The 21,530-nt window shown below is 56.4% G+C and carries 26 protein-coding genes and 1 pseudogene; 25 read left to right on the forward strand and 2 right to left on the reverse strand.

Features of this window, described 5'->3' with window-relative positions; genetic code table 11:
* The first annotated feature begins 112 nt into the window (after positions 1-112).
* Positions 113-4,447: a DNA-directed RNA polymerase subunit beta' gene (locus CBB62_04495; protein ID OUT41593.1), complete on the forward strand. Its 4,335-nt coding sequence runs from the start codon at positions 113-115 to the stop codon at positions 4,445-4,447.
* Positions 4,448-4,530: 83 nt separating this feature from the next.
* Here the strand turns inward: CBB62_04495 and CBB62_04500 are convergent, their stop codons facing one another.
* Together CBB62_04500 and CBB62_04505 are read right to left on the reverse strand one after the other, a co-directional pair.
* Entirely contained in the window at positions 4,531-5,247 is a 717-nt protein-coding gene (locus CBB62_04500; GenBank protein ID OUT41594.1) for a hypothetical protein, read from the reverse strand.
* Positions 5,244-6,887: an AMP-dependent synthetase gene (locus CBB62_04505; protein OUT41595.1), complete on the reverse strand. Its 1,644-nt coding sequence runs from the start codon at positions 6,885-6,887 to the stop codon at positions 5,244-5,246. Before CBB62_04505 ends, CBB62_04500 begins: the two co-directional genes overlap by 4 nt.
* A gap of 551 nt (positions 6,888-7,438) precedes the next feature.
* Between CBB62_04505 and CBB62_04510 the strand changes: the two genes are divergently transcribed.
* The 24 genes and pseudogenes from CBB62_04510 to CBB62_04625 all read left to right on the forward strand — a co-directional run bounded on the left by CBB62_04510 (position 7,439) and on the right by CBB62_04625 (position 21,527).
* Positions 7,439-7,810: a 30S ribosomal protein S12 gene (locus CBB62_04510; protein ID OUT41596.1), complete on the forward strand. Its 372-nt coding sequence runs from the start codon at positions 7,439-7,441 to the stop codon at positions 7,808-7,810.
* A 12-nt stretch (positions 7,811-7,822) separates the two neighbouring features.
* Positions 7,823-8,293, forward strand: a complete 471-nt coding sequence (locus CBB62_04515; GenBank protein OUT41597.1) for a 30S ribosomal protein S7 — start codon at positions 7,823-7,825, stop codon at positions 8,291-8,293.
* Positions 8,294-8,439: 146 nt separating this feature from the next.
* Positions 8,440-10,524 carry an elongation factor G gene (locus CBB62_04520; GenBank protein ID OUT41598.1) on the forward strand — a complete coding sequence of 695 codons (2,085 nt, stop codon included), beginning with the start codon at positions 8,440-8,442 and terminating at the stop codon, positions 10,522-10,524.
* Positions 10,525-10,701: 177 nt separating this feature from the next.
* Entirely contained in the window at positions 10,702-11,892 is a 1,191-nt protein-coding gene (locus CBB62_04525) for an elongation factor Tu (protein ID OUT41599.1), read from the forward strand.
* A 190-nt stretch (positions 11,893-12,082) separates the two neighbouring features.
* Complete coding sequence (locus CBB62_04530) at positions 12,083-12,391, forward strand: 30S ribosomal protein S10 (protein OUT41600.1); 309 nt, start codon at positions 12,083-12,085, stop codon at positions 12,389-12,391.
* 35 nt (positions 12,392-12,426) lie between these two features.
* On the forward strand, positions 12,427-13,242 hold the full coding sequence (locus CBB62_04535; GenBank protein OUT41601.1) for a 50S ribosomal protein L3: 816 nt from the start codon (positions 12,427-12,429) through the stop codon (positions 13,240-13,242).
* A gap of 5 nt (positions 13,243-13,247) precedes the next feature.
* On the forward strand, positions 13,248-13,868 hold the full coding sequence (locus CBB62_04540; GenBank protein OUT41602.1) for a 50S ribosomal protein L4: 621 nt from the start codon (positions 13,248-13,250) through the stop codon (positions 13,866-13,868).
* The gene (locus CBB62_04545; protein ID OUT41603.1) at positions 13,865-14,194 is read left to right on the forward strand and encodes a 50S ribosomal protein L23; all 330 of its coding nucleotides are present in this window, start codon (positions 13,865-13,867) and stop codon (positions 14,192-14,194) included. The genes CBB62_04540 and CBB62_04545 overlap by 4 nt, the downstream gene beginning before the upstream one ends.
* Before the next feature lie 16 nt (positions 14,195-14,210).
* Entirely contained in the window at positions 14,211-15,041 is an 831-nt protein-coding gene (locus CBB62_04550) for a 50S ribosomal protein L2 (GenBank protein ID OUT41604.1), read from the forward strand.
* Positions 15,042-15,066: 25 nt separating this feature from the next.
* Complete coding sequence (locus CBB62_04555) at positions 15,067-15,345, forward strand: 30S ribosomal protein S19 (protein OUT41605.1); 279 nt, start codon at positions 15,067-15,069, stop codon at positions 15,343-15,345.
* A 5-nt stretch (positions 15,346-15,350) separates the two neighbouring features.
* Positions 15,351-15,734, forward strand: coding sequence for a 50S ribosomal protein L22 (locus tag CBB62_04560; protein ID OUT41606.1), 384 nt, complete (start codon positions 15,351-15,353; stop codon positions 15,732-15,734).
* A 1-nt stretch (position 15,735) separates the two neighbouring features.
* Positions 15,736-16,431 (forward strand): 30S ribosomal protein S3, encoded by a 696-nt coding sequence (locus tag CBB62_04565; protein ID OUT41607.1) that lies wholly within the window; start codon positions 15,736-15,738, stop codon positions 16,429-16,431.
* 75 nt (positions 16,432-16,506) lie between these two features.
* Positions 16,507-16,926, forward strand: a complete 420-nt coding sequence (locus CBB62_04570) for a 50S ribosomal protein L16 (protein OUT41608.1) — start codon at positions 16,507-16,509, stop codon at positions 16,924-16,926.
* A gap of 5 nt (positions 16,927-16,931) precedes the next feature.
* Positions 16,932-17,123, forward strand: a pseudogene (locus CBB62_04575) (50S ribosomal protein L29).
* Between the two features lie 291 nt (positions 17,124-17,414).
* Complete coding sequence (locus CBB62_04580) at positions 17,415-17,654, forward strand: 30S ribosomal protein S17 (GenBank protein ID OUT41609.1); 240 nt, start codon at positions 17,415-17,417, stop codon at positions 17,652-17,654.
* 73 nt (positions 17,655-17,727) lie between these two features.
* Positions 17,728-18,096: a 50S ribosomal protein L14 gene (locus CBB62_04585; protein OUT41610.1), complete on the forward strand. Its 369-nt coding sequence runs from the start codon at positions 17,728-17,730 to the stop codon at positions 18,094-18,096.
* Entirely contained in the window at positions 18,096-18,446 is a 351-nt protein-coding gene (locus CBB62_04590) for a 50S ribosomal protein L24 (GenBank protein OUT41611.1), read from the forward strand. Before CBB62_04585 ends, CBB62_04590 begins: the two co-directional genes overlap by 1 nt.
* Before the next feature lie 14 nt (positions 18,447-18,460).
* Positions 18,461-19,003: a 50S ribosomal protein L5 gene (locus CBB62_04595; GenBank protein OUT41612.1), complete on the forward strand. Its 543-nt coding sequence runs from the start codon at positions 18,461-18,463 to the stop codon at positions 19,001-19,003.
* Positions 19,004-19,038: 35 nt separating this feature from the next.
* Positions 19,039-19,344 carry a 30S ribosomal protein S14 gene (locus CBB62_04600; GenBank protein OUT41613.1) on the forward strand — a complete coding sequence of 102 codons (306 nt, stop codon included), beginning with the start codon at positions 19,039-19,041 and terminating at the stop codon, positions 19,342-19,344.
* Positions 19,345-19,362: 18 nt separating this feature from the next.
* Positions 19,363-19,761: a 30S ribosomal protein S8 gene (locus CBB62_04605; GenBank protein ID OUT41614.1), complete on the forward strand. Its 399-nt coding sequence runs from the start codon at positions 19,363-19,365 to the stop codon at positions 19,759-19,761.
* A 40-nt stretch (positions 19,762-19,801) separates the two neighbouring features.
* A complete protein-coding gene (locus tag CBB62_04610; GenBank protein ID OUT41615.1) occupies positions 19,802-20,335 on the forward strand; it encodes a 50S ribosomal protein L6 in 534 nt (177 codons plus the stop codon).
* Between the two features lie 12 nt (positions 20,336-20,347).
* On the forward strand, positions 20,348-20,707 hold the full coding sequence (locus tag CBB62_04615) for a 50S ribosomal protein L18 (protein OUT41616.1): 360 nt from the start codon (positions 20,348-20,350) through the stop codon (positions 20,705-20,707).
* An 18-nt stretch (positions 20,708-20,725) separates the two neighbouring features.
* Positions 20,726-21,328, forward strand: a complete 603-nt coding sequence (locus CBB62_04620; GenBank protein ID OUT41617.1) for a 30S ribosomal protein S5 — start codon at positions 20,726-20,728, stop codon at positions 21,326-21,328.
* Complete coding sequence (locus CBB62_04625; GenBank protein ID OUT41618.1) at positions 21,321-21,527, forward strand: 50S ribosomal protein L30; 207 nt, start codon at positions 21,321-21,323, stop codon at positions 21,525-21,527. Before CBB62_04620 ends, CBB62_04625 begins: the two co-directional genes overlap by 8 nt.
* The last annotated feature ends 3 nt before the right edge of the window (positions 21,528-21,530 follow it).

A 21,530-nucleotide genomic window follows, 5' to 3' on the forward strand; every position in this document is an offset into this window, starting at 1 on the left:
CGCCGGTTTCGGCACCGTTATTTTTTGGAATTCGCCGTCTTGATTGATGGCACGCTTTGATCCGATGGGCGGGGTTGACCCCAAGCATCGCAGCCTTTTTAGGAGATCTCATATGAGCGACGTGGCGCAGATTTTCGGACAACAGAATACGCCGCCGAGTTTCGATCAAATCCGCATCTCGATTGCCAGCCCGGAGCAGATCCGCTCTTGGTCGTTTGGTGAAATCAAGAAGCCGGAGACGATCAACTACCGGACCTTCAAGCCTGAGCGGGATGGTCTGTTCTGTGCGCGTATCTTTGGCCCGATCAAGGATTACGAATGCTTGTGCGGCAAGTACAAGCGCATGAAGTACAAAGGCATTATCTGTGAGAAATGCGGTGTCGAGGTTACCCTGTCCAAGGTGCGCCGTGACCGCATGGGCCATATCGAACTGGCCGCTCCGGTTGCCCATATCTGGTTCCTGAAATCCCTGCCAAGCCGCATTGGTCTGATCGTTGACATGACGCTGAAAGACCTCGAGCGCGTGCTGTATTTCGAGAGCTATGTCGTTGTTGAGCCGGGCCTGACCGATCTGCAGCCAATGCAGCTTCTGTCCGAGGAAGAGCTGGTTCAGGCACAGGACGAGTACGGCGAGGAAAACTTCGAAGCCGCAATCGGTGCCGAAGCGGTCCAGAAAATCCTTGAGCGCATGGACCTCGAGGAAGAGCGCGAGATCGTCAAGGAAGACCTGCGCGAAACCGGTTCCGAAGCCAAGCGCAAGAAACTGGTCAAGCGTCTGAAACTCCTTGATGCCTTCATCGAGTCCGGTGCCCGTCCAGAGTGGATGATCCTTGAGGTCGTTCCTGTGATCCCACCGGAGCTTCGCCCGCTGGTTCCACTCGATGGTGGCCGTTTCGCGACCTCTGACCTCAACGATCTGTATCGCCGGGTTATCAACCGGAACAATCGTCTGAAGCGTCTGATCGAACTGCGTGCGCCTGACATCATTGTCCGTAACGAGAAGCGTATGCTGCAGGAATCTGTTGATGCGCTGTTCGATAACGGTCGTCGTGGCCGGACCATCACCGGTGCCAACAAGCGTCCGCTTAAATCCCTGTCAGACATGCTGAAGGGCAAGCAGGGCCGCTTCCGTCAGAACCTGCTCGGTAAGCGCGTTGACTATTCCGGTCGTTCCGTGATCGTCGTTGGTCCCGAGCTGAAACTGCACCAGTGCGGTCTGCCGAAGAAGATGGCGCTCGAGCTGTTCAAGCCGTTCATTTACCACAAGCTGGAAATGTACGGCATGGCCTCGACCATCAAGGCGGCCAAGCGGATGGTTGAGAAAACCCGTCCGGAAGTCTGGGATATCCTCGAAGAGGTTATCCGCGAGCATCCGGTCATGCTGAACCGCGCGCCGACGCTGCACCGCCTCGGCATTCAGGCATTCGAGCCGACCCTCGTTGAGGGTAAGGCGATCCGCCTGCATCCGCTGGTCTGTACCGCGTTCAACGCCGACTTCGACGGTGACCAGATGGCGGTCCACGTACCGCTGTCACTGGAAGCACAGCTTGAGGCACGGGTCCTCATGATGTCCACGAACAACGTCCTGTCGCCTGCAAGCGGCAAGCCGATTATCGTGCCATCACAGGATATCGTTCTGGGCCTCTACTATGTGACCTGGGAACGCGACGACATTCTCGGTGACAAGATCGAGGGCGTTGACGATATCGCCAGCCTCGCCGCCGCTTACAAAAACGGCGACGTGATGATGGTCGATACCTCCGGTGATCAGCCACGGGTCATTCAGGACAAGGTCGAAGACCCTGAAACCGAACTGGCCAAGAAGCACATCGACGCCTATGCGGTGCCTTACTTCCGCGGTATCGGAGAGATCGAGCATGCCCTGCATGCCGGCGATATCTCGATCAATGCCCGGATCAAGACCCGCTATCGTACCCGTGACGAAGACGGCAACGAAGTCCTGCAGAAGGTGGTTACCACCCCTGGTCGGATGATCCTTGCCGATCTGCTGCCACGTCACTTCAAGGTGCCGTTCTCTCTGGTCAACCGTCTGCTGACCAAGAAAGAGATCACCAACGTCATTGACGCTGTCTATCGTCACTGTGGTCAGAAAGAATCCGTTATCTTCTGTGACCGCATGATGTCTCTCGGCTTCTATTACGCCTGCCGTGCCGGTATCTCCTTCGGTAAGGACGATATGGTCATTCCTGCAACCAAGGAAGGTCTGCTGGAAGCGGCTCAGGATCAGGTCAAGGAATTCGAGCAGCAGTATCAGGATGGTCTGATCACCCGCGGCGAGAAGTACAACAAGGTTGTCGATATCTGGTCCGCCTGCACCGATAAGGTGGCGGAAGAGATGATGAAGGTGATGTCCTCCGGTCGTCCGGAAGAAGGCATCAACTCCGTCTACATGATGGCCCATTCCGGGGCTCGTGGGTCACCAGCACAGATCCGTCAGCTGGCCGGTATGCGCGGTCTGATGGCGAAACCGTCCGGTGAGATCATCGAGACCCCGATTACCTCGAACTTTAAAGAGGGTCTGACGGTTCTCGAGTACTTCAACTCCACCCACGGTGCCCGTAAGGGTCTCGCCGATACGGCGTTGAAGACAGCGAACTCCGGTTACCTGACCCGTCGTCTGGTTGATGTGGCCCAGGACGCGATCATCGTCGAACATGATTGCGGTACTGAAGAAGGCCTCACCACCAAAGCCATCATCGATGGCGGCGATGTGATCGTTAATCTGGCGGAGCGTATCCTCGGCCGGACCGTGGCAGCCAATGTGGTTGATCCGCTGTCCGATGAGGTGATCGTTGAAGCCGGTGAACTGATCGACGAGCCGACCGCTGACCGTATTGAACAGGCCGGTGTGGACAGTGTCCTGATCCGTTCGGTTCTGACCTGTAAGACCAAAACCGGTATCTGTGCCAAGTGTTACGGACGTGACCTTGCCCGCGGTACCCTGGTCAATATGGGTGAAGCGGTTGGTGTTATCGCGGCCCAGTCAATCGGTGAGCCCGGTACCCAGCTGACCATGCGTACCTTCCACATCGGTGGTGCGGCACAGCGTGGTGCGGAGCAGAACTCGGTCGAGAGTGCCGTTGACGGTACCATCAAGATCGAAAACCGGAATGTGGTTATGGACAGCCGCGATCTGCCGATCGTGATGGGCCGTAACACCGAGCTGGTTCTGCTCGACACTGCCGGTCGTGAGCGTGCCCGTCACCGGGTTCCTTACGGTGCCAAACTGCTGCTCGATGAGGGCGGTGCGATCGAGAAGGGTCAGAAACTCGCCGAGTGGGACCCCTACACGATCCCCGTGATCACCGAGAAAGCCGGTACGGTCAAATATCTTGATCTGGTTGACGGTATCTCGATCCGTGAAGTCACCGATGAGGCCACCGGTATTGCGTCGAAAGTCGTGACCGACTGGCGTCAGCAGCCCAAGGGCTCCGATCTGAAGCCGCGCATTGCGCTGGTTGATGACAAGGGTGAAGTGGTTAAGCTCGCCAATGGTTCTGACGCCATGTACTACCTGTCAGTCGACGCCATTCTGTCGATTGCCAGCGGTGCAGAGGTCCGTGCCGGTGACGTTCTGGCCCGTATCCCGTTGGAAAGCTCCAAAACCCGGGATATTACCGGTGGTCTGCCACGTGTTGCGGAATTGTTCGAGGCCCGTAAGCCGAAAGACTTCGCCATCATCAGTGAAATCGATGGTCGCGTCTCCTTCGGTAAGGACTACAAGAACAAGCGCCGTATTGTTGTGACGCCGGAAGGTGATGAGACGGAAGCGCGGGAATACCTGATCCCGAAAGGCAAGCACCTGGCTGTGCGCGAAGGCGACTTCGTGTCCAAGGCTGATGCACTGCTCGACGGTACCCCGGTGCCACACGATATCCTCGCGGTATCCGGTGTCGAGGCTCTCGCTGACTATCTCATCAACGAGATTCAGGACGTCTATCGCCTGCAGGGTGTGAAGATCAACGACAAGCATATCGAGGTGATCGTTCACCAGATGCTGCAGAAGGTTGAGATCACCGAACCTGGCGAAACCACGTTCCTGACCGGTGAACAGGTCGATCGCTACGAATTCCAGGCGGAAAATGAAAAAACCGCCAAGGAAAGCGGCATCGTCGCCCAGGGTGTTCCTGTCCTTCAGGGCATCACCAAGGCGAGCCTGCAGACCCGTTCCTTCATCTCTGCCGCGTCGTTCCAGGAAACGACACGGGTGCTGACCGATGCTGCCGTCAACGGCAAGATCGACAGCCTCGAAGGTCTGAAAGAGAACGTCATCGTTGGTCGCCTGATCCCTGCCGGTACCGGTTCCGTGGTCAATCACATCAAACGGATTGCCGCCGGTCGCGACAAGGAAATCATGGCCAAGCAGCCACAACCGGAAACCCCGGCTCTGCCCGAGGCAACCGATGGCGAGCAAAGCGTCGCGTAATTGCACGCTGGCATGACTGAACAGAAAAAGGGCCGCAGCCAATCGCTGCGGCCCTTTTTGTTTCTTGCCTTACCGAAGGGGTATCAGGCCAGTTCAGAGAGCTGGGCATACATCCGGGCAACGTCCGGGCTGGTATCCGGGTCGGTGCCGAGCTCGCGGTAGATGCCGTCGATAAATGCGGCAATCGCCTTTGGTCCGGCATAGTCGCCGGTGCCCGGGTGCGGGATATTGAGCAGCTTCAGCCCCTCAAATTTCTGCTGGCCGGGCCCGAGGGCTGGTTGGACATAATCGATTGGCACGACCTGATAGCCCCAGCGGATATACATCGCCAGACGCTTGCGCGGATCGAAGCTGTCCTCATCGGCGGAGACCTTGTCCGGGTCGTTCACCTCGCCGAACAACCCGCGCAGGGTGCCGCCGAACTGCCGGGCCATATGATAGGTGTCCTCGGCCATCCGGTTGACCGTGATCTTGGCCAGCCCCTGTATCTGATATTCCGGCAGGGTGGCGACATAGGCGAGCAGGCCTACATCCTGTTTCGGATAGTAATTGGCAACACCGAAGCAGCCGAGCTTGCGCTGTTCCGGATCATTCAGATTCCAACCCAGAATATTGATGATGTAACGGACCTCGTCGCTGGGGGCGGTGAGCGCCTCGCAGAAGGTTTCCAGACTTTCCCGTTCATCGCGGATCGGGAATGCCGCTTCATATATCTCCCGGTAGCCGGCGCGGATCAGCTCCAGATCGGGGCGGCCATTGGCAGTGATCGTCGCGATCTGATAGCCGCCGGTTATTGTCATGGCGTTTGCTCGTTTGTGGCCATCTGCCGGAGGTCACGTCGGATGATCTTACCGGTCGTGGTCATAGGCATGGCATCGAGGAACCTGACAACACGAGGATATTCATAGGCCGCCAGATGCGCCTTCACATGGGCGGCAATCTCGTCGGCCAACGTGTCACTGGCGGCATAGCCCTCATTGAGCACGATAAAGGCGGTGACAATCTCGCCACGTACCGGGTCCGGTTTGCCCACTACCCCGGCCATCTGCACGGCGGCATGGGTGATCAGGCAATCCTCGATCTCTGACGGTCCGATGCGATAGCCGGATGAGCTGATCACATCATCATCCCGACCGATGAAGCGCAGGCGACCGGATGTGGTGTGCACGCCGCGATCCCCGGTTTTCAGCCAGCGCCCTTCCGGTCCTTCAACGAATTTGTCAGCGGTTGCTTCGGGCTTGTTGAAATATTCGAGGAACATCACCGGATCGGGCGCAAGCACGGCGATCTCGCCTTCTGCCTCTATGCCCATTCTCTGCCCGGTGGTCGGGTCGATCACTGCTACCTCATGGCCGGGGACAGCAAAACCCATGACGCCCGGCTCGGCGGGCTCAAGCGCGGCGCAGGAGGAGACGATCATATTGCACTCGGTCTGGCCGTAGAATTCATTGATCGTGACACCGAGTGCCTTCTGGCCCCAGGTAATCAGCTCCGGGCCGAGGGTCTCGCCGCCACTGGCGACCGAGCGCATCCTGATACCGGCGTCCTCGGCATCGGCCATCTGGCGCATCAGCTTCAGGGCGGTGGGGGGCAGGAAGGCATTGCGGATGCCATGGGTGCGGATCAGGTCGAAGGCTGCCTCGGCGGTGAATTTCCGGAACCGGTGTGCGACCACGGGCACCCCGTGATGCAGTGCTGGCATCATCACATCGAGCAGCCCGCCGATCCATGCCCAGTCAGCCGGGGTCCAGATACGGTCGCCCGGCTGCGGGAAGAAATCATGGCTCATCTCAACGCCCGGCAGATGGCCGAGCAGCACCCGTTGGGCATGGAGCGCGCCCTTGGGATTGCCCGTGGTGCCGGAGGTATAGATCAGGATTGCCGGATCATCGGCCAATGTCTGCCTGACCGTGAACTCATCGCTCTGTTCGGTACAGGCATCGTGGAATGAGCGGGCATCATCGCTGTCCCCGTCAACCGACAGCACCAGTCGCAGGGTCGGTAACTCATCGCGCATGGCGGCAATGGTGCGGGCGCCATCGGCATTGGTGATGATTGCCTGCGCCCCGGAATCGCGCAGACGGTGCAGCAGGGCTTCCGGGCCGAACAGGGTGAACAGGGGCAGGGAGACATTGCCGGTCTTGATGATGCCGATATGGGCAACCGCCGTCTCGAATGATTGCGGCAGCAGCACCGCGATCCGGCTATCGGCAATACCCTCGGCAATGATCAGATTGGCCAGCCGATTGGAGGCGGCACGCAAGGCGGCGAAACTGTGCTCCGTCGCGGTGCCGTCAGGGGCCACATCAATGATGGCGAGGCGCTGGGGATCGCTTGCCGCCCATCGGTCACAGATGTCATGGCCGATATTATAATGCTCTGGAATCTCCCAGCGGAACCGTTGGCGGGTTTCCCCGATCGTTGAAAATTTTTGAAGCATAAGCTGGCAAGAGTCATATAAAGCTGTCCGGCAAGGCCGCCAAACAGGAATAGTTCCTGCCAAACATACGCATAGCTGCGGTCCGGTGCATGCATATTCGGTCGAAAAATCCGTCAAAATCGGTCCGATCATGCTGTCGGGAGCGGAATAACCGGGAGAATGGAAGATTCTTTCGTTTGCACGCTTGACGGGGTGGGGCCTCGTGAATAGTATCCGCGCCACGCTGATTGGGGGTTGGTCGTAGGCACCTTGATTGAGGTGACTAAACGCAACCCCGGTTGTGGCTATTCCCAAACAGTGGGCTGGCCCTTGGAAATGGATTGATTGAGTTCGAGCCGCCAGGGCACCAGCGAAAAATCGACAAGATCCGTTGATCGCCTCGTTTCGAAATTGGTTATGCCGATTGCGGAAATGCACTTCGACGGGTCTTTATTTTGTTTGCCAGTTTCTTGCCGGTATGGCTTTTTCCCGGACGCGATCAATGCGCTCTTGGGGTGTCCCAATGACGGGAAGGTCGCAGGGTAAGACAATTTAGGAGCGAGCGTGCGGCGATGCCGACGATTAACCAGCTGATCCGCAAAGGGCGGACCGACAAACGAGCCATCAACAAGGTGCCGGCTATGGAAGCCTGCCCCCAGAAGCGTGGCGTGTGCACCCGGGTTTATACCACCACTCCAAAGAAGCCTAACTCAGCGCTTCGTAAAGTGGCTCGTATCCGCCTGACCAACCAGTTTGAGGTTACCGCCTATATTCCAGGTGAGGGCCACAACCTTCAGGAGCACTCCGTGGTCATGATCCGCGGTGGTCGTGTGAAGGATTTGCCTGGTGTTCGCTATCACATCATTCGCGGTACCCTCGATACGCAGGGTGTTAAAGACCGCCGTCAGCGCCGTTCGAAATATGGCGCCAAGCGTCCGAAATAAGGGAATTAGAGGATGTCACGTCGTCGCCGCGCGGAAAAACGCGAAGTACTGCCAGACGCCAAATTTGGCGATCAGGTTCTGACCAAATTCATGAACGTTCTGATGTATGACGGTAAGAAGTCTGCAGCCGAGCGTATCGTCTATGGTGCTCTCGACCTCGTCGAAGGCCGCACCAAGGCTGATCCGATTGCTTCATTCCATGAGGCTCTCGACAATGTTAAGCCATATCTGGAAGTGCGCTCCCGCCGTGTTGGTGGTGCGACCTATCAGGTGCCGGTTGAAGTCCGCTCCGAGCGCGCTCAGGCGCTTGCGATCCGCTGGATCATCGGCGCTGCCCGTGGCCGTTCTGAGAAAACCATGATCGACCGCCTTGCTGGCGAATTCATGGATGCCATGAACCAGCGTGGTTCTGCCATCAAGAAGCGGGAAGATACCCACCGCATGGCAGAAGCCAACAAGGCATTCGCACACTACCGTTGGTAAGAATACCGGCGCCGGTTTGGATTTCCTCACCGGCGCTGTTTTCAACGACCCGGTGTTATTCGTAGCGCCGCAAACTAATTGAACCGCTCCTTCGTAATTGAAACCGATCAGGCCAACAGGGCCGACGGGTTTATGGGATAGAGATAATGGCTGAGAGCACTGCAGCAACGCCCCTCGAAATGTACCGCAACATCGGTATCATGGCGCATATCGACGCTGGTAAGACCACCACCACCGAACGGATTCTGTTCTACACCGGTAAGTCTTACAAGATCGGTGAAGTTCACGATGGTAATGCCACCATGGACTGGATGGAGCAGGAGCAGGAGCGCGGTATCACCATTACCTCTGCTGCGACCACTGCGTTCTGGAAAGATCACCGCATCAACATCATCGACACCCCTGGCCACGTTGACTTCACCATTGAGGTCGAGCGTTCTCTGCGTGTGCTTGATGGCGCGGTTGCTGTTTTCGACAGTGTTGCCGGTGTTGAGCCACAATCTGAAACCGTTTGGCGTCAGGCTGACAAATACGGCGTTCCACGGATGTGTTTCGTGAACAAGATGGACCGTATCGGTGCCGACTTCTATCGCTGCGTCGACATGATGGTTGATCGCCTCGGTGCGACCCCGCTGGTCATGCAGCTGCCGATCGGTTCTGAATCCGATTATGCCGGCGCTGTTGATCTGGTCCGCAACGTCGCCGTGATCTGGGAAGCTGAGAACCTTGGCGCGTCTTTCCACGACGAGGAAATTCCTGCTGACCTCAAGGAAAAAGCCGAAGAATACCGCACCAAGCTGATCGAACTTGCCGTTGAGCAGGACGAGGAAGCTATGGAAGCCTATCTCGAGGGTGAAGAGCCATCTGTCGAGAAGCTGAAAGAGTGCATCCGCAAGGGCACCATCGCTGGTGACTTTGTGCCGGTCCTCTGCGGTACCGCGTTCAAGAACAAGGGCGTTCAGCCTCTGCTCGACGCTGTTGTCGATTTCATGCCATCTCCACTCGATGTTGGTAACGTTCGCGGCGTCAAGCTCGACGGCGAAACCCCTGATACCCGTCCACCATCATCTGATGCGCCATTCTCTGCACTGGCGTTCAAGATCATGAACGACCCCTTCGTTGGTTCCCTGACCTTTGCCCGGATCTATTCCGGCAGGCTCGAGGCCGGCACCTATGTGCAAAACACGGTTAAAGAGCAGAAAGAGCGCATCGGTCGTATGCTGCTTATGCATTCAAACGAGCGGGAAGATATCAAGATTGCTGAAGCTGGTGACATTGTTGCGATCGCCGGTCTAAAAAATACCACCACCGGTGATACCCTCTGCGACAGCTCTGCGCCGATCATTCTCGAGCGTATGGAGTTCCCTGATCCGGTTATCGAGATTGCGGTTGAGCCGAAGTCGAAAGCCGACCAGGAGAAGATGTCTACCGCGCTGCAGCGTCTGGCTGCCGAAGATCCATCTTTCCGCGTGTCTGTTGATCACGAGAGCGGTCAGACCATCATTAAAGGTATGGGCGAACTTCACCTCGAGATCATCGTTGATCGCATGAAGCGTGAGTTCAAGGTCGATGCGAATATCGGTGCACCACAGGTTGCTTACCGTGAGACGCTCGGCAAGGTTACCGAAGTCGATTACACCCACAAGAAGCAGTCTGGTGGTTCCGGTCAGTTTGCGCGTATCAAACTTACCTTCACCCCAGGTGAGCGTGGCGCCGGTTACTCATTCTCCAGCAACATTGTTGGTGGTTCGGTACCGAAAGAGTACATTCCGGGCGTTGAAAAAGGCCTGCTGAGTGCAAAAGAAACCGGCATTATCGCTGGCTTCCCGGTTGTCGACTTCTCGGTCGAGCTGACCGACGGTGCCTATCACGAGGTTGACAGCTCGGTCATGGCCTTCGAGATCGCAGCCCGTGCTGCTTTCCGTGAAGCCATTGCAAAATCAAGCCCGGTTCTGCTTGAGCCGGTCATGAAGGTCGAGGTTGTTACCCCGGAAGATTACATGGGCGACATCATCGGTGACCTCAACAGTCGCCGTGGTCAGGTTGCCAGCATGGACCAGCGCGGCATCGCTCGTGTCGTTGAAGCGATGGTACCTCTTGCAAATATGTTCGGATACGTTAATAACCTCCGCTCAATGTCACAGGGTCGTGCGAACTACTCCATGCAGTTCGATCACTACGAGCCGGTGCCACAGGCAATCGCTGATGAGGTAAAGGCCAAAATGGCCTAATGAGACACGGATGTCCGGCTACCGGATATCTGGGTAAGAAAACAGCGTCGCTCGCAGATGAGTGTAGCGGCGCTGTCATGTGAATAGGGGTTGGTCGGAAGGCTTCGGTCAGCTCTCGGTTTTAACTTTGATTAGAAGACGTATGAGCGAAAGCTCACGCCTGACGGAGAGTCTAAAATGGCGAAGGAAAAGTTTGAGCGTACCAAACCACACGCCAACATTGGTACGATTGGTCACGTTGACCACGGTAAGACCTCGCTGACCGCTGCTATCACCAAGGTGATGGCTGAAGCTGGCGGCGCTACCTTCCAGGATTATGCAAGCATCGATAAGGCGCCTGAAGAGCGTGCTCGCGGTATCACCATTTCAACGGCTCACGTTGAATATGAGACCGAGAACCGCCACTATGCGCACGTTGACTGCCCTGGTCACGCTGACTATGTGAAAAACATGATCACCGGTGCTGCCCAGATGGACGGTGCTATTCTGGTTGTGTCTGCAGCTGATGGCCCAATGCCACAAACCCGCGAGCACATCCTGCTGGCGCGTCAGGTTGGCGTTCCATCACTGGTTGTCTTCCTGAACAAGGTTGATCAGGTCGATGACGAAGAGCTGCTTGAGCTCGTTGAAATGGAAGTTCGTGAACTTCTGTCTTCTTACGATTTCCCAGGCGACGATATTCCAATCGTTAAAGGTTCCGCTCTTGCTGCTCTCGAAGACAGCAACGACGAAATCGGCAAGAATGCGATCAAAGCGCTGATGGAAGCTGTTGATGAGTACATCCCACAGCCAGAGCGTCCAAAGGATCGTCCATTCCTGATGCCAATCGAGGACGTCTTCTCTATTTCCGGTCGTGGTACTGTTGTTACCGGCCGTGTTGAGCAAGGTATCGTCAACGTTGGTGACGAAGTTGAGATCCTCGGTATCCGCGATACCACCAAAACAACTGTTACCGGTGTAGAAATGTTCCGGAAACTTCTTGACAGCGGCGAGGCTGGCGACAATATTGGCGCGCTGCTTCGTGGCACCAAGCGTGAAGACGTTGAGCGTGGTCAGGTTCTTGCCAAGCCAGGTTCAATCACTCCGCACACCAACTTCTCTTGCGAGGCTTATATCCTCACCAAAGAAGAAGGTGGCCGCCACACGCCATTCTTCACGAACTACCGTCCACAGTTCTACTTCCGGACGACTGACGTGACCGGCGAATGCAAATTGCCTGAAGGCACCGAGATGGTGATGCCAGGCGATAACGTTACCATGGAAGTCGAGCTCATCGCGCCGATCGCGATGGACGAAGGTCTCCGTTTCGCTATCCGTGAAGGCGGTCGTACCGTTGGCGCGGGTGTTGTCGCGAAAATCGCCAAGTAAGTTTACTTGGTAAAATAATCCGGTTTATCGGGGCAGTATTTAAGCGACGCTTTCTTACTGCCCCGCTACAACCACCCAGTTGCTTGAATTTTCCGATCGCCCGACAAATGGGGGATCTGCATCGAACCTGATCCAACTGCTTTGTATTTGAACAAGGTAAGGGGTCGGGGTAATTGAGGTTTTGTGGGCCATGCAGGCGCAGAGCATTAGAATTCGACTGAAAGCGTTCGACCACCGCGTTCTGGATCAGTCGACCGGCGAGATTGTCAACACCGCGAAGCGCACCGGCGCACAGGTTCGTGGTCCAATCCCGCTGCCGACCAAGATCGAGCGTTTCACGGTGTTGCGTAGCCCGCACATCGATAAGAAGTCACGTGAGCAGTTTGAGATCCGCACCCATAAGCGTCTTCTCGACATTGTTGACCCGACCCCGCAAACAGTGGACGCGCTGATGAAGCTCGACCTGGCGGCCGGTGTTGATGTCGAGATCAAGCTCTAAGGGTTTGGCCAAGAGTTTTTGAAGGTATTTGAACAATGACTGCAGCAGCAAAGCGTACCGGAGTTATCGCCCGCAAGATGGGTATGACCCGTGTCTTCGCCGAAGACGGCACCCAGGTGCCGGTAACGGTGTTGAAGCTCGAGAATTGCCAGGTCGTGGCAGTCCGCTCGGACGAAAAAGACGGTTATACGGCAGTGCAGCTCGGTGCTGGTGCTGCCAAAGTCAAGCGCACGAACAAAGCCGAGCGCGGCCACTTTGCCAAAGCAAAGGTTGAGCCGAAGCGTAAAGTGGCTGAATTCCGTGTTGCCGCTGACAATGTACTGGAGCCAGGCGTTGAGATCACTGCTGATCACTATGTCGCCGGTCAGTATATCGACGTCATCGGCCAATCTATCGGTAAGGGTTTTGCCGGTGCGATGAAGCGCCACAACTTCGGTGGTCTGCGCGCATCTCACGGTGTTTCGATCTCTCACCGTTCGCACGGTTCAACCGGTCAGTGTCAGGATCCGGGCCGCGTCTTCAAAGGTAAGAAGATGGCTGGTCACATGGGTGCCGAGCGCGTTACCCAGCAGAACCTGACGGTTCACGCTGTTGATGTCGAACAGGGTCTGATCCTCGTTCGCGGTGCCGTTCCCGGTGCCAAGCAGGGTTGGGTTCTGGTTCAGGATGCGGCCAAGCGCCCACGTCCGGACGATGCGCCACTGCCTGCCGCTTTCCGTGCCGCCAACGAGCAGGAAGCTGAAGAAGTTAAAGCAGAAGCAGTTGACGAAGCCGTTGCTGCTGAAGACACCGCTGCAACCGACGCTGCAGAAGCTGCAGATGCCGGCGATAGCGACAAGAAAGAGGATTGAGACCGATGAAGGTCGAGGTTAAAAATCTGGCCAATAAAAAGGTCGGCGATATCGAGCTCAGCGATGCCATTTTTGGCGTCGAGCCGCGCGCTGATCTGGTCGCTCGCATGGTCAACTATCAGTTGGCTGCGCGTCGCGCTGGCACGCACAAAACCAAAGGTCGCTCGGAAGTTTCCGGCACCACCAAGAAGCCTTGGAACCAGAAGGGCAGCGGCCGTGCACGTGCCGGTAGCCTTCGTGCTCCACAGTTCCGTGGTGGCGGTACCGTTTTTGGCCCGGTTGTGCGCGATCACAGCCACTCGCTGAACAAGAAGGTCCGCAAGCTGGCGCTCAAGAGCGCGCTGTCTGCAAAGGCAAAGGAAGGCAAGCTGATCATTCTTGATGCGGCTGCCTCCAAAGAGCCAAAGACCAAGATCCTGGCGACATCGCTTGCTGGTCTCGGTGTTACCTCTGCCCTGATCGTCAGCGGCAGCGAGCTGGACCTGAATTTCGCACTGGCCTCACGCAACATCGCCAATATCGATGTGATGCCAAGCCAGGGTGCAAACGTTTATGACATCATTCGCCGTGACACGCTGATCCTGACCAAGGACGCTGTCGCGCAACTCGAGGAGCGTCTGGCATGAGCAAGTATGCAGCCCGCGTTGCCGCCGTGAAGGTCTCCAAGGAACGGATGTACGACATCATCCGCTTCCCGATCATCACCGAGAAAGCATCACTCGCCGCCGAGCACAATCAGGTGGCGTTCAAAGTTCCGATGGACGCGTCCAAGCCGGAAATCCGTCAAGCTGTTGAGACCCTGTTCGACGTCAAGGTCGCTGGTGTCAACACCCTGGTCCAGAAGGGCAAGGAAAAGCGGTTCCGTGGCATTAAAGGTCGCCGTTCAGACGTTAAAAAAGCCGTCGTGACCCTGGCTGAAGGCCAGTCGATCGATGTGACGACCGGTATCTGATAAGGCAGTCAAGACAATGGCATTGAAACAATATAAGCCAGTGACGCCAGGCACCCGCCAACTCGTGTTGGTGGACCGTCGCGACCTGTGGCGCGGCAAGCCTGAGAAGGCACTGACCGAAGGTTTGACCAAAACCGGTGGCCGCAACAATCAGGGCCGCACGACTGCTTACCACCGTGGCGGTGGTCACAAGCGTCGCTATCGCATGATTGACTTCAAGCGTCGTAAATTCGATGTGGTCGGTACGGTCGAGCGTCTGGAATATGATCCAAACCGCAGCGCATTTATCGCGCTCATCAACTACGATGACGGTGAGAGAGCCTATATCCTGGCGCCTCAGCGTCTGGCAGTTGGTGACAAGGTTGTTGCCGGTGAGCGTGTTGATGTTCGCCCGGGCAATGCCATGCCGCTGAAAAATATGCCGGTCGGTACCATCATTCACAACATCGAGCTGAAGCCACTCGGCGGCGGCAAGATGGTTCGCTCCGCTGGCAGCTTCGCGCAGCTGGTTGGCCGCGACACCGGTTATGCTCAGGTGAAGCTCGCTTCCGGTGAACTGCGCATCGTCCGTGCCGAGTGCATGGCGACTGTTGGCGCGGTTTCCAACCAGGAGCACAGCAACCGCAATCTCGGTAAAGCCGGTCGCAAGCGTTGGCTCGGCGTTCGTCCAACCACCCGTGGTGTTGCGATGAACCCGGTTGATCACCCCCATGGTGGTGGTGAAGGCCGTACCTCTGGTGGTCGCCATCCGGTGACCCCATGGGGCAAGCCAACCAAGGGCAAGCGTACCCGTAAGAATAAAGCGACGAACAAGTACATCATTCGCCGCCGTAAGTCGCAGCGTTAAGAACTAGGCCAATAGGACAAAGACCATGGCACGCTCAGTGTGGAAAGGGCCGTTTGTAGACGGCTACCTGTTAAAGAAAGCCGAGGCTGCACGACAGTCTGGCCGTAACGAGATCATCAAGACCTGGTCTCGCCGGTCTACTATCCTGCCGCAATTCGTCGGTTTGACCTTTGGCGTCTATAACGGCCAGAAGTTCATCCCGGTTCTGGTTTCCGACCAGATGATCGGTCACAAATTCGGTGAATTCTCACCAAGCCGTAACTACTACGGTCACGGTGTTGACAAAAAAGGTAAGAGGGGCTGACCACGATGGGCAAGCCAGCAAATAAACCGCGTCAGGCGGAAAACGAGGCACGTGCCGTCGGTCGGATGATCCGGGTCAGCCCACAAAAGCTGAATCTGGTTGCATCTATGATCCGTGGCAAGCCGGTGAACAAAGCATTGCTCGATCTCGAGTTCTCCACCCGTCGCATCTCTCAGGATGTGAAAAAGGTGCTCGAGAGCGCGATCGCCAATGCCGAGAACAACCACCAGCTTGATGTGGATCGTCTCTTTGTTGCCGAGGCTTATGTTGGCAAGGCTATGGTTATGAAGCGTTTCCGCGCTCGTGCCCGTGGCCGCGTCGGCAAGATTGTAAAGCCATTTTCTAACGTCACGATTATTGTTCGTGAACGAGCCGAGGAGGCTGCGTAAGATGGGTCAGAAGGTAAACCCTATTGGTCTTCGTCTGGGTATCAACCGGACTTGGGACAGCCGTTGGTTCGCTGATAACAATTACGGCGATATCCTGCACCGCGACCTGAAACTGCGGAAGTTTCTGACCGCCAAGCTGAAACAAGCTGGTGTCAGCCGCATCATCATCGAGCGTGCAGCCAACAAAACCCGCGTTACCATCAACTCTGCCCGTCCAGGCGTAGTGATCGGTAAAAAGGGTGCTGATATTGATAAACTGCGCCAGACCCTGTCCGACATGATCGGCGGTGAGGTGTCTCTGAACATCGTCGAGATCCGCAAGCCGGAACTCGATGCCACCCTGATTGCCGAGAACATCGCGAGCCAGCTTGAACGCCGCGTCTCGTTCCGCCGGGCAATGAAGCGCGTGGTTCAGAATGCAATGCGCCTCGGCGCAGGTGGTATTCGGGTTAATTGTGCTGGCCGCCTCGGCGGTGCAGAGATTGCCCGTACCGAATGGTATCGCGAAGGCCGTGTGCCGCTGCATACCCTTCGTGCTGACATTGATTATGGTGTCGCTGAGGCACTCACGACTTATGGGATCATTGGGATCAAGGTCTGGGTTTTCAAAGGCGAGATCATGGAACACGACCCGATGGCTCAAGACCGGCGCCTCGCCGATCAGCAGCCAGCTGGCCGACCAAACCAGAACAGTTAACCTGAATTTACTTCAGACCGCGGCCGACCTGGCCCAGGCATTGAGCCGGGTGCAGCGGTTGAGGAGTGAGGAACGATGCAAAGTCCAAAGCGAACAAAGTATCGCAAGCAACATAAGGGCCGTATTCACGGCGTTGCCCAAGCTGGCACGAGCCTGAATTTCGGAGCCTATGGCCTGAAAGCGACGCAACCCGAGCGTCTGACCGCGCGTCAGATCGAGGCTGCCCGCCGTGCCATCACCCGTCACATGCGCCGTCAGGGCCGTCTCTGGATCCGTGTGTTCCCGGATGTGCCTGTGTCATCCAAGCCTGCGGAAGTCCGTATGGGTAGTGGTAAAGGTTCGCCCGAATTCTGGGCCGTCCGGGTCAAACCTGGTCGCGTGATCTTTGAACTCGACGGTATCCCCGAAGATATTGCGCGCCGTGCGTTTGAACTGGCTGCTGCGAAGCTGCCAATCAAAACCCGTTTCGTTACCCGCGCTGTTGAAGGAGCCTGAGGTCAATGACTGCTGCACTTGAATACTTCAACAAGACCAACGATGAGCTGGCTGCAGAGCTGCTCGCGCTGAAAAAAGAGCAATTTAATTTGCGCTTTCAGAAAGCTAGCGGACAACTCGAAAACACCGCACGTATCCGTCAGGTTCGCCGCGACATCGCCAAGGTCAAAACCGTCCTCGGTATGCGCGACGCCAGTGGTAATCCACTGCCAGGCGTGAAACTGCCGAAGCCGGCGAATGAAGCTGCTGCCAAGCCGAAAAAAGCCGCTGCCAAGAAGCCAGCTGCGAAAAAAGAGGCGGCACCTGCTGAAGATAAAAAAGCGGAAGCTGCTCCTAAAAAAGCTGCCGCTAAAAAAGCACCGGCCAAGAAGGCTGCTGCCAAGACAGATGACAAGCCGAAGAAGGCACCGGCCAAGAAAGCCGCTACCAAGTCCAAGGCTACGAAAAAAGACGCTGCTGATGCAGCTGAAACCAAGGAGTAATCGACGATGCCACGCCGTATTCTACAGGGCAATGTCGTGTCCGATAAAGGTGACAAGACCGTTACCGTTCTGGTCGAGCGTCGGGTAAAGCACCCGATCTATGCCAAGTTCATCAAGAAGTCGAAGCGTTATGCGGCTCACGATGAAACCAACCAGTACACGGTCGGTCAGGAAGTAATGATCGAAGAGTGCAAGCCACTGTCAAAACGCAAGAGCTGGAAAGTGATTGGCGTTGTCGGTGCGTAAAAGCGCTTAACGGTTTTTGATTTAACTAGGTTGTGACTGACCCGATTGTCGGGCCCAGGAATGGAATTGGAACATGATCCAACAAGAGACCAGATTGGATGTCGCCGATAACAGCGGCGCCCGGAACGTCCAGTGCATCAAGGTGCTGGGTGGTTCAAAACGTAAATACGCCTCGGTCGGCGATATCATCGTTGTCTCGGTCAAGGATGCGATTCCGCGCGGCCGGGTGAAAAAAGGTGATGTGCACCGTGCGGTTGTTGTCCGTACTGCGAAGGAAATTCGCCGTGCAGATGGCACCTCTATCCGGTTCGATCGGAATGCGGCTGTATTGATTAACAAGACGAATGAGCCAATCGGCACTCGTATCTTCGGACCTGTGACCCGCGAACTGCGTGGCAAGGCCTTCATGAAGATCATCTCATTGGCTCCGGAGGTTCTGTGATGGCACAGGCATTGAACAAATCAGCGGGTGGCAGCGGTAAGCTGAAAATCCGTAAAGGCGACGAGGTAATCGTTCGCACCGGTCGTGATCGTGGCAAGAAGGGCCAAGTCCTGAAAGTCATGCCTGCGGAAAACCGTGCGATCGTTCAGGGCGTCAACATGGTGACCAAGCATCGTCGCCCAAGCCCGACCGCTGCTGGTGGGATTGAGCGTATCGAGGCACCGATCCATGTGTCCAACCTCGCTGTTGCAGATCCAAAATCAGGTGAAGCAACCCGCGTTGCATTCAAATTTCTGGAAGATGGTTCCAAGGTTCGCGTTGCCAAGCGTTCCGGCGAACAAATCGATTGATAGGTGGCATGACAATGGCCCGCTTGAAGCAAGAATATAACGAAACGATCAAACCGGCTCTCAAAGAGCAGTTCGGTTATGAAAACGACTTCGCAGTGCCGAAGCTGGACAAGATCGTTATCAACATGGGTGTTGGCGAAGCTGTCGGTGATAGCCGCAAGCTGCAAAACGCCGTGGAAGAACTGACGCTGATTTCCGGCCAGAAGCCGGTCATCACCAAGGCGCGCAAGTCTGAAGCGAGCTTTAAAATTCGCCAGGGCATGCCGATCGGTTGCAAGGTGACCCTGCGCCGTGAGCGTATGTATGAATTCATGGATCGTCTGGTGAACATCGCCATGCCACGTATCCGTGACTTCCGCGGCATTCCGTCAAAGAGCTTTGACGGTCGCGGCAACTACGCCATGGGCATCAAAGAACAAATCGTTTTCCCGGAGATCGAGTACGACAAGATCGACAAGGTCCGCGGGATGGACATCATCATCTGTACAACGGCCACGACCGACGACGAAGCCCGCGCGCTTCTCACCGCGTTCCACATGCCGTTTGCGAAGTCGTAAGCCAGATCCAAGGTTACATCAGGAGTACCGCCGACATGGCAAAGAAGAGTGCAGTCGCAAAAAATGAGCGTCGCCGGAAGATGGTAGCGAAAACCGCTGCCCGCCGCGAAGCGCTGAAAGAAATTGCGAGCAACCGTGAACTGCCAGCTGAAGAGCGTTTCGCCGCGCGTCTGAAACTGGCCCAGATGCCACGCAATGGCAACCCGACCCGGATTCGCAACCGTTGCGAGCTGAGCGGTCGTCCGCGTGCCTTCTATCGCAAATTTAAACTGTCGCGCATCGCGCTGCGGGAACTCGGTTCCCAAGGCAAGATTGCCGGCCTGACGAAATCTAGTTGGTAACCAGGGGCTCTTTGAACCATGTCTTTAAGTGATCCACTGGGTGATATGCTAACCCGCATCCGTAATGGTCAGTTGGCGCATAAAGCAACTGTCGACAGCCCGTTGTCAAAGCAACGGATCAATGTCCTCGAAGTGCTGAAGCGCGAAGGCTATATCCGCGGTTATTCCGAACACGAAGTCCGCACGGGTATTCGCTCTCTCACCATTGAACTGAAATATTTTGAAGGCCAGCCGGCGATCAAGGAAATCGCACGCGTGTCCACTCCGGGCCGTCGTGTCTATTCCAAGATCAAAGACCTTTCCAAGGTCTATAACGGTCTGGGCGTGTCAATCCTGTCCACCCCACGCGGTGTGATGTCGGATCAGGAAGCTCGTGCAGCCCATGTGGGCGGCGAAGTTATCTGCCGCGTCTACTGATTTGGCGGACTGGAAACGGAACTCGTAAGAGGCTAAACGAATGTCACGTATTGGAAAAAATCCCGTCGCTGTGCCATCTGGCGTTGACGTGAAAATGGCAGGCCGCGTCCTGACCGCCAAAGGCAAGCTCGGTGAGCTCGCCATGACCGTGGTCGAAGATGTGGTTACCGAGCTGGAAGACGGTCAGGTTACCGTCAAGCCGGCGAATGAATCACGTCAGGCGCGTCAGATGTGGGCTACCACCCGCACGTTGATCAGCAACATGGTGACCGGTGTCTCCGAAGGCTTCCAGATCAATCTGGAAATCGCCGGTGTCGGTTATCGTGCAGCTGCCCAGGGCAATGATCTGGTTCTGCAGCTGGGCTTCAGCCATGAAGTTCGCTACCCGGTGCCGGAAGGGATCAAAATTCAGACCCCACAGCCGACCCGTATTGAAATTACCGGTGCCGACAAGCAGCGCATCGGTCAAGTGGCCGCGGAAATCCGCAGCTATCGTCCGCCGGAGCCTTACAAAGGCAAAGGTATTCGTTATGAACATGAAACCATCCTGCGCAAGGAAGGTAAGAAGAAGTAAGGTTTGAGAGCGATGAGCACCCGCAACCTACGCCTGCGCCGCCAATACCGTGTGCGCAACAAGCTGGCCCAGCGCCGCAATGGCCGTGTGCGTCTGAGCGTTCATCGCTCAGGCCAGCACATCTATGCCCAGGTTATTGACGATACGAAGGGTCACACCCTCGTTTCGGCCTCTACCCTGCAAAAAGACGTACTGGGCAAAGTCAAAACCGGTGCGACAGTTGAAGCTGCCGCTCTGGTTGGAAAATCTGTCGCTGAACGCGCCATCAAGGCTGGCGTGAAAGAGGTCGTTTTCGACCGTGGCGGCTTTCTTTATCACGGTCGGATCAAGGCGCTGGCTGATGCCGCGCGTGAAGCCGGTCTCGAATTCTAAGCGAAGGGCTTAAACGACATGTCGCAACGTCAGGAACGTGCTGAACGCGGTAGTGAACGCCGCGAGGACAGCGATCTGATCGAAAAGCTGGTCGGCATCAACCGGGTGGCAAAAGTTGTCAAAGGTGGACGCCGTTTCGGTTTCGCCGCACTGGTTGTTGTCGGTGACGGCAAAGGCCGTGCAGGCGTTGGTTCCGGTAAGGCCCGTGAGGTTCCGGAAGCAATCCGCAAGGCAACCGATCAGGCCAAACGTAACATGGTTCGCGTACCTCTGCGTGAGGGCCGTACCCTGCACCATGATGGTAAAGGCCATTTCGGTGCCGGTCGCGTGGTTGTTCGTTCAGCCCCTCCGGGTACCGGTATCATCGCCGGTGGTCCGATGCGCGCCATTTTTGAAGCCCTCGGTGTTCAGGACGTTGTTGCCAAATCAACCGGCACCTCGAACCCACACAACATGGTGAAGGCAACTTTCGACGCCCTGCTGCACATTGCCAGCCCACGTCAGGTTGCCGCTCGTCGTGGCAAGAAGGTCAGCGACATCCTGGGTAACCGGGAAGATGGTGCTGCCGCCAATGATGAGGCATCACCTGCAGCAGAAGCAGCGGAGAAGTCTGATGGCTAAGGCAAAAGCAAAAGCGGCTGGTACCGTCAAGGTCCGCCGGATCCGTAGCGGCATCGGTCGCCCACAGGATCAGAAAGCAACTCTCGATGGTCTCGGTCTGACCCGTATGAACCGGGTCCGTGAACTCGAGGACACCCCTGCCGTACGCGGCATGATTGACAAGGTTAAGCATCTGGTTGAGATCCTGCCGGCTGAATAAGCT

Origin of the sequence: Micavibrio sp. TMED2 (genome assembly GCA_002168225.1) — a bacterium.
Classification (GTDB): domain Bacteria; phylum Pseudomonadota; class Alphaproteobacteria; order TMED2; family TMED2; genus TMED2.

What these genes read in the sequence shown, in the direction of transcription:
- CBB62_04495 (OUT41593.1), top strand. Translation starts at nt 113, where the DNA reads ATGAGCGACGTGGCGCAGATTTTCGGACAACAGAATACGCCGCCGAGT.
- CBB62_04500 (OUT41594.1), bottom strand. Translation starts at nt 5,247, where the DNA reads ATGACAATAACCGGCGGCTATCAGATCGCGACGATCACTGCCAATGGC.
- CBB62_04505 (OUT41595.1), bottom strand. Translation starts at nt 6,887, where the DNA reads ATGCTTCAAAAATTTTCAACGATCGGGGAAACCCGCCAACGGTTCCGC.
- CBB62_04510 (OUT41596.1), top strand. Translation starts at nt 7,439, where the DNA reads ATGCCGACGATTAACCAGCTGATCCGCAAAGGGCGGACCGACAAACGA.
- CBB62_04515 (OUT41597.1), top strand. Translation starts at nt 7,823, where the DNA reads ATGTCACGTCGTCGCCGCGCGGAAAAACGCGAAGTACTGCCAGACGCC.
- CBB62_04520 (OUT41598.1), top strand. Translation starts at nt 8,440, where the DNA reads ATGGCTGAGAGCACTGCAGCAACGCCCCTCGAAATGTACCGCAACATC.
- CBB62_04525 (OUT41599.1), top strand. Translation starts at nt 10,702, where the DNA reads ATGGCGAAGGAAAAGTTTGAGCGTACCAAACCACACGCCAACATTGGT.
- CBB62_04530 (OUT41600.1), top strand. Translation starts at nt 12,083, where the DNA reads ATGCAGGCGCAGAGCATTAGAATTCGACTGAAAGCGTTCGACCACCGC.
- CBB62_04535 (OUT41601.1), top strand. Translation starts at nt 12,427, where the DNA reads ATGACTGCAGCAGCAAAGCGTACCGGAGTTATCGCCCGCAAGATGGGT.
- CBB62_04540 (OUT41602.1), top strand. Translation starts at nt 13,248, where the DNA reads ATGAAGGTCGAGGTTAAAAATCTGGCCAATAAAAAGGTCGGCGATATC.
- CBB62_04545 (OUT41603.1), top strand. Translation starts at nt 13,865, where the DNA reads ATGAGCAAGTATGCAGCCCGCGTTGCCGCCGTGAAGGTCTCCAAGGAA.
- CBB62_04550 (OUT41604.1), top strand. Translation starts at nt 14,211, where the DNA reads ATGGCATTGAAACAATATAAGCCAGTGACGCCAGGCACCCGCCAACTC.
- CBB62_04555 (OUT41605.1), top strand. Translation starts at nt 15,067, where the DNA reads ATGGCACGCTCAGTGTGGAAAGGGCCGTTTGTAGACGGCTACCTGTTA.
- CBB62_04560 (OUT41606.1), top strand. Translation starts at nt 15,351, where the DNA reads ATGGGCAAGCCAGCAAATAAACCGCGTCAGGCGGAAAACGAGGCACGT.
- CBB62_04565 (OUT41607.1), top strand. Translation starts at nt 15,736, where the DNA reads ATGGGTCAGAAGGTAAACCCTATTGGTCTTCGTCTGGGTATCAACCGG.
- CBB62_04570 (OUT41608.1), top strand. Translation starts at nt 16,507, where the DNA reads ATGCAAAGTCCAAAGCGAACAAAGTATCGCAAGCAACATAAGGGCCGT.
- CBB62_04580 (OUT41609.1), top strand. Translation starts at nt 17,415, where the DNA reads ATGCCACGCCGTATTCTACAGGGCAATGTCGTGTCCGATAAAGGTGAC.
- CBB62_04585 (OUT41610.1), top strand. Translation starts at nt 17,728, where the DNA reads ATGATCCAACAAGAGACCAGATTGGATGTCGCCGATAACAGCGGCGCC.
- CBB62_04590 (OUT41611.1), top strand. Translation starts at nt 18,096, where the DNA reads ATGGCACAGGCATTGAACAAATCAGCGGGTGGCAGCGGTAAGCTGAAA.
- CBB62_04595 (OUT41612.1), top strand. Translation starts at nt 18,461, where the DNA reads ATGGCCCGCTTGAAGCAAGAATATAACGAAACGATCAAACCGGCTCTC.
- CBB62_04600 (OUT41613.1), top strand. Translation starts at nt 19,039, where the DNA reads ATGGCAAAGAAGAGTGCAGTCGCAAAAAATGAGCGTCGCCGGAAGATG.
- CBB62_04605 (OUT41614.1), top strand. Translation starts at nt 19,363, where the DNA reads ATGTCTTTAAGTGATCCACTGGGTGATATGCTAACCCGCATCCGTAAT.
- CBB62_04610 (OUT41615.1), top strand. Translation starts at nt 19,802, where the DNA reads ATGTCACGTATTGGAAAAAATCCCGTCGCTGTGCCATCTGGCGTTGAC.
- CBB62_04615 (OUT41616.1), top strand. Translation starts at nt 20,348, where the DNA reads ATGAGCACCCGCAACCTACGCCTGCGCCGCCAATACCGTGTGCGCAAC.
- CBB62_04620 (OUT41617.1), top strand. Translation starts at nt 20,726, where the DNA reads ATGTCGCAACGTCAGGAACGTGCTGAACGCGGTAGTGAACGCCGCGAG.
- CBB62_04625 (OUT41618.1), top strand. Translation starts at nt 21,321, where the DNA reads ATGGCTAAGGCAAAAGCAAAAGCGGCTGGTACCGTCAAGGTCCGCCGG.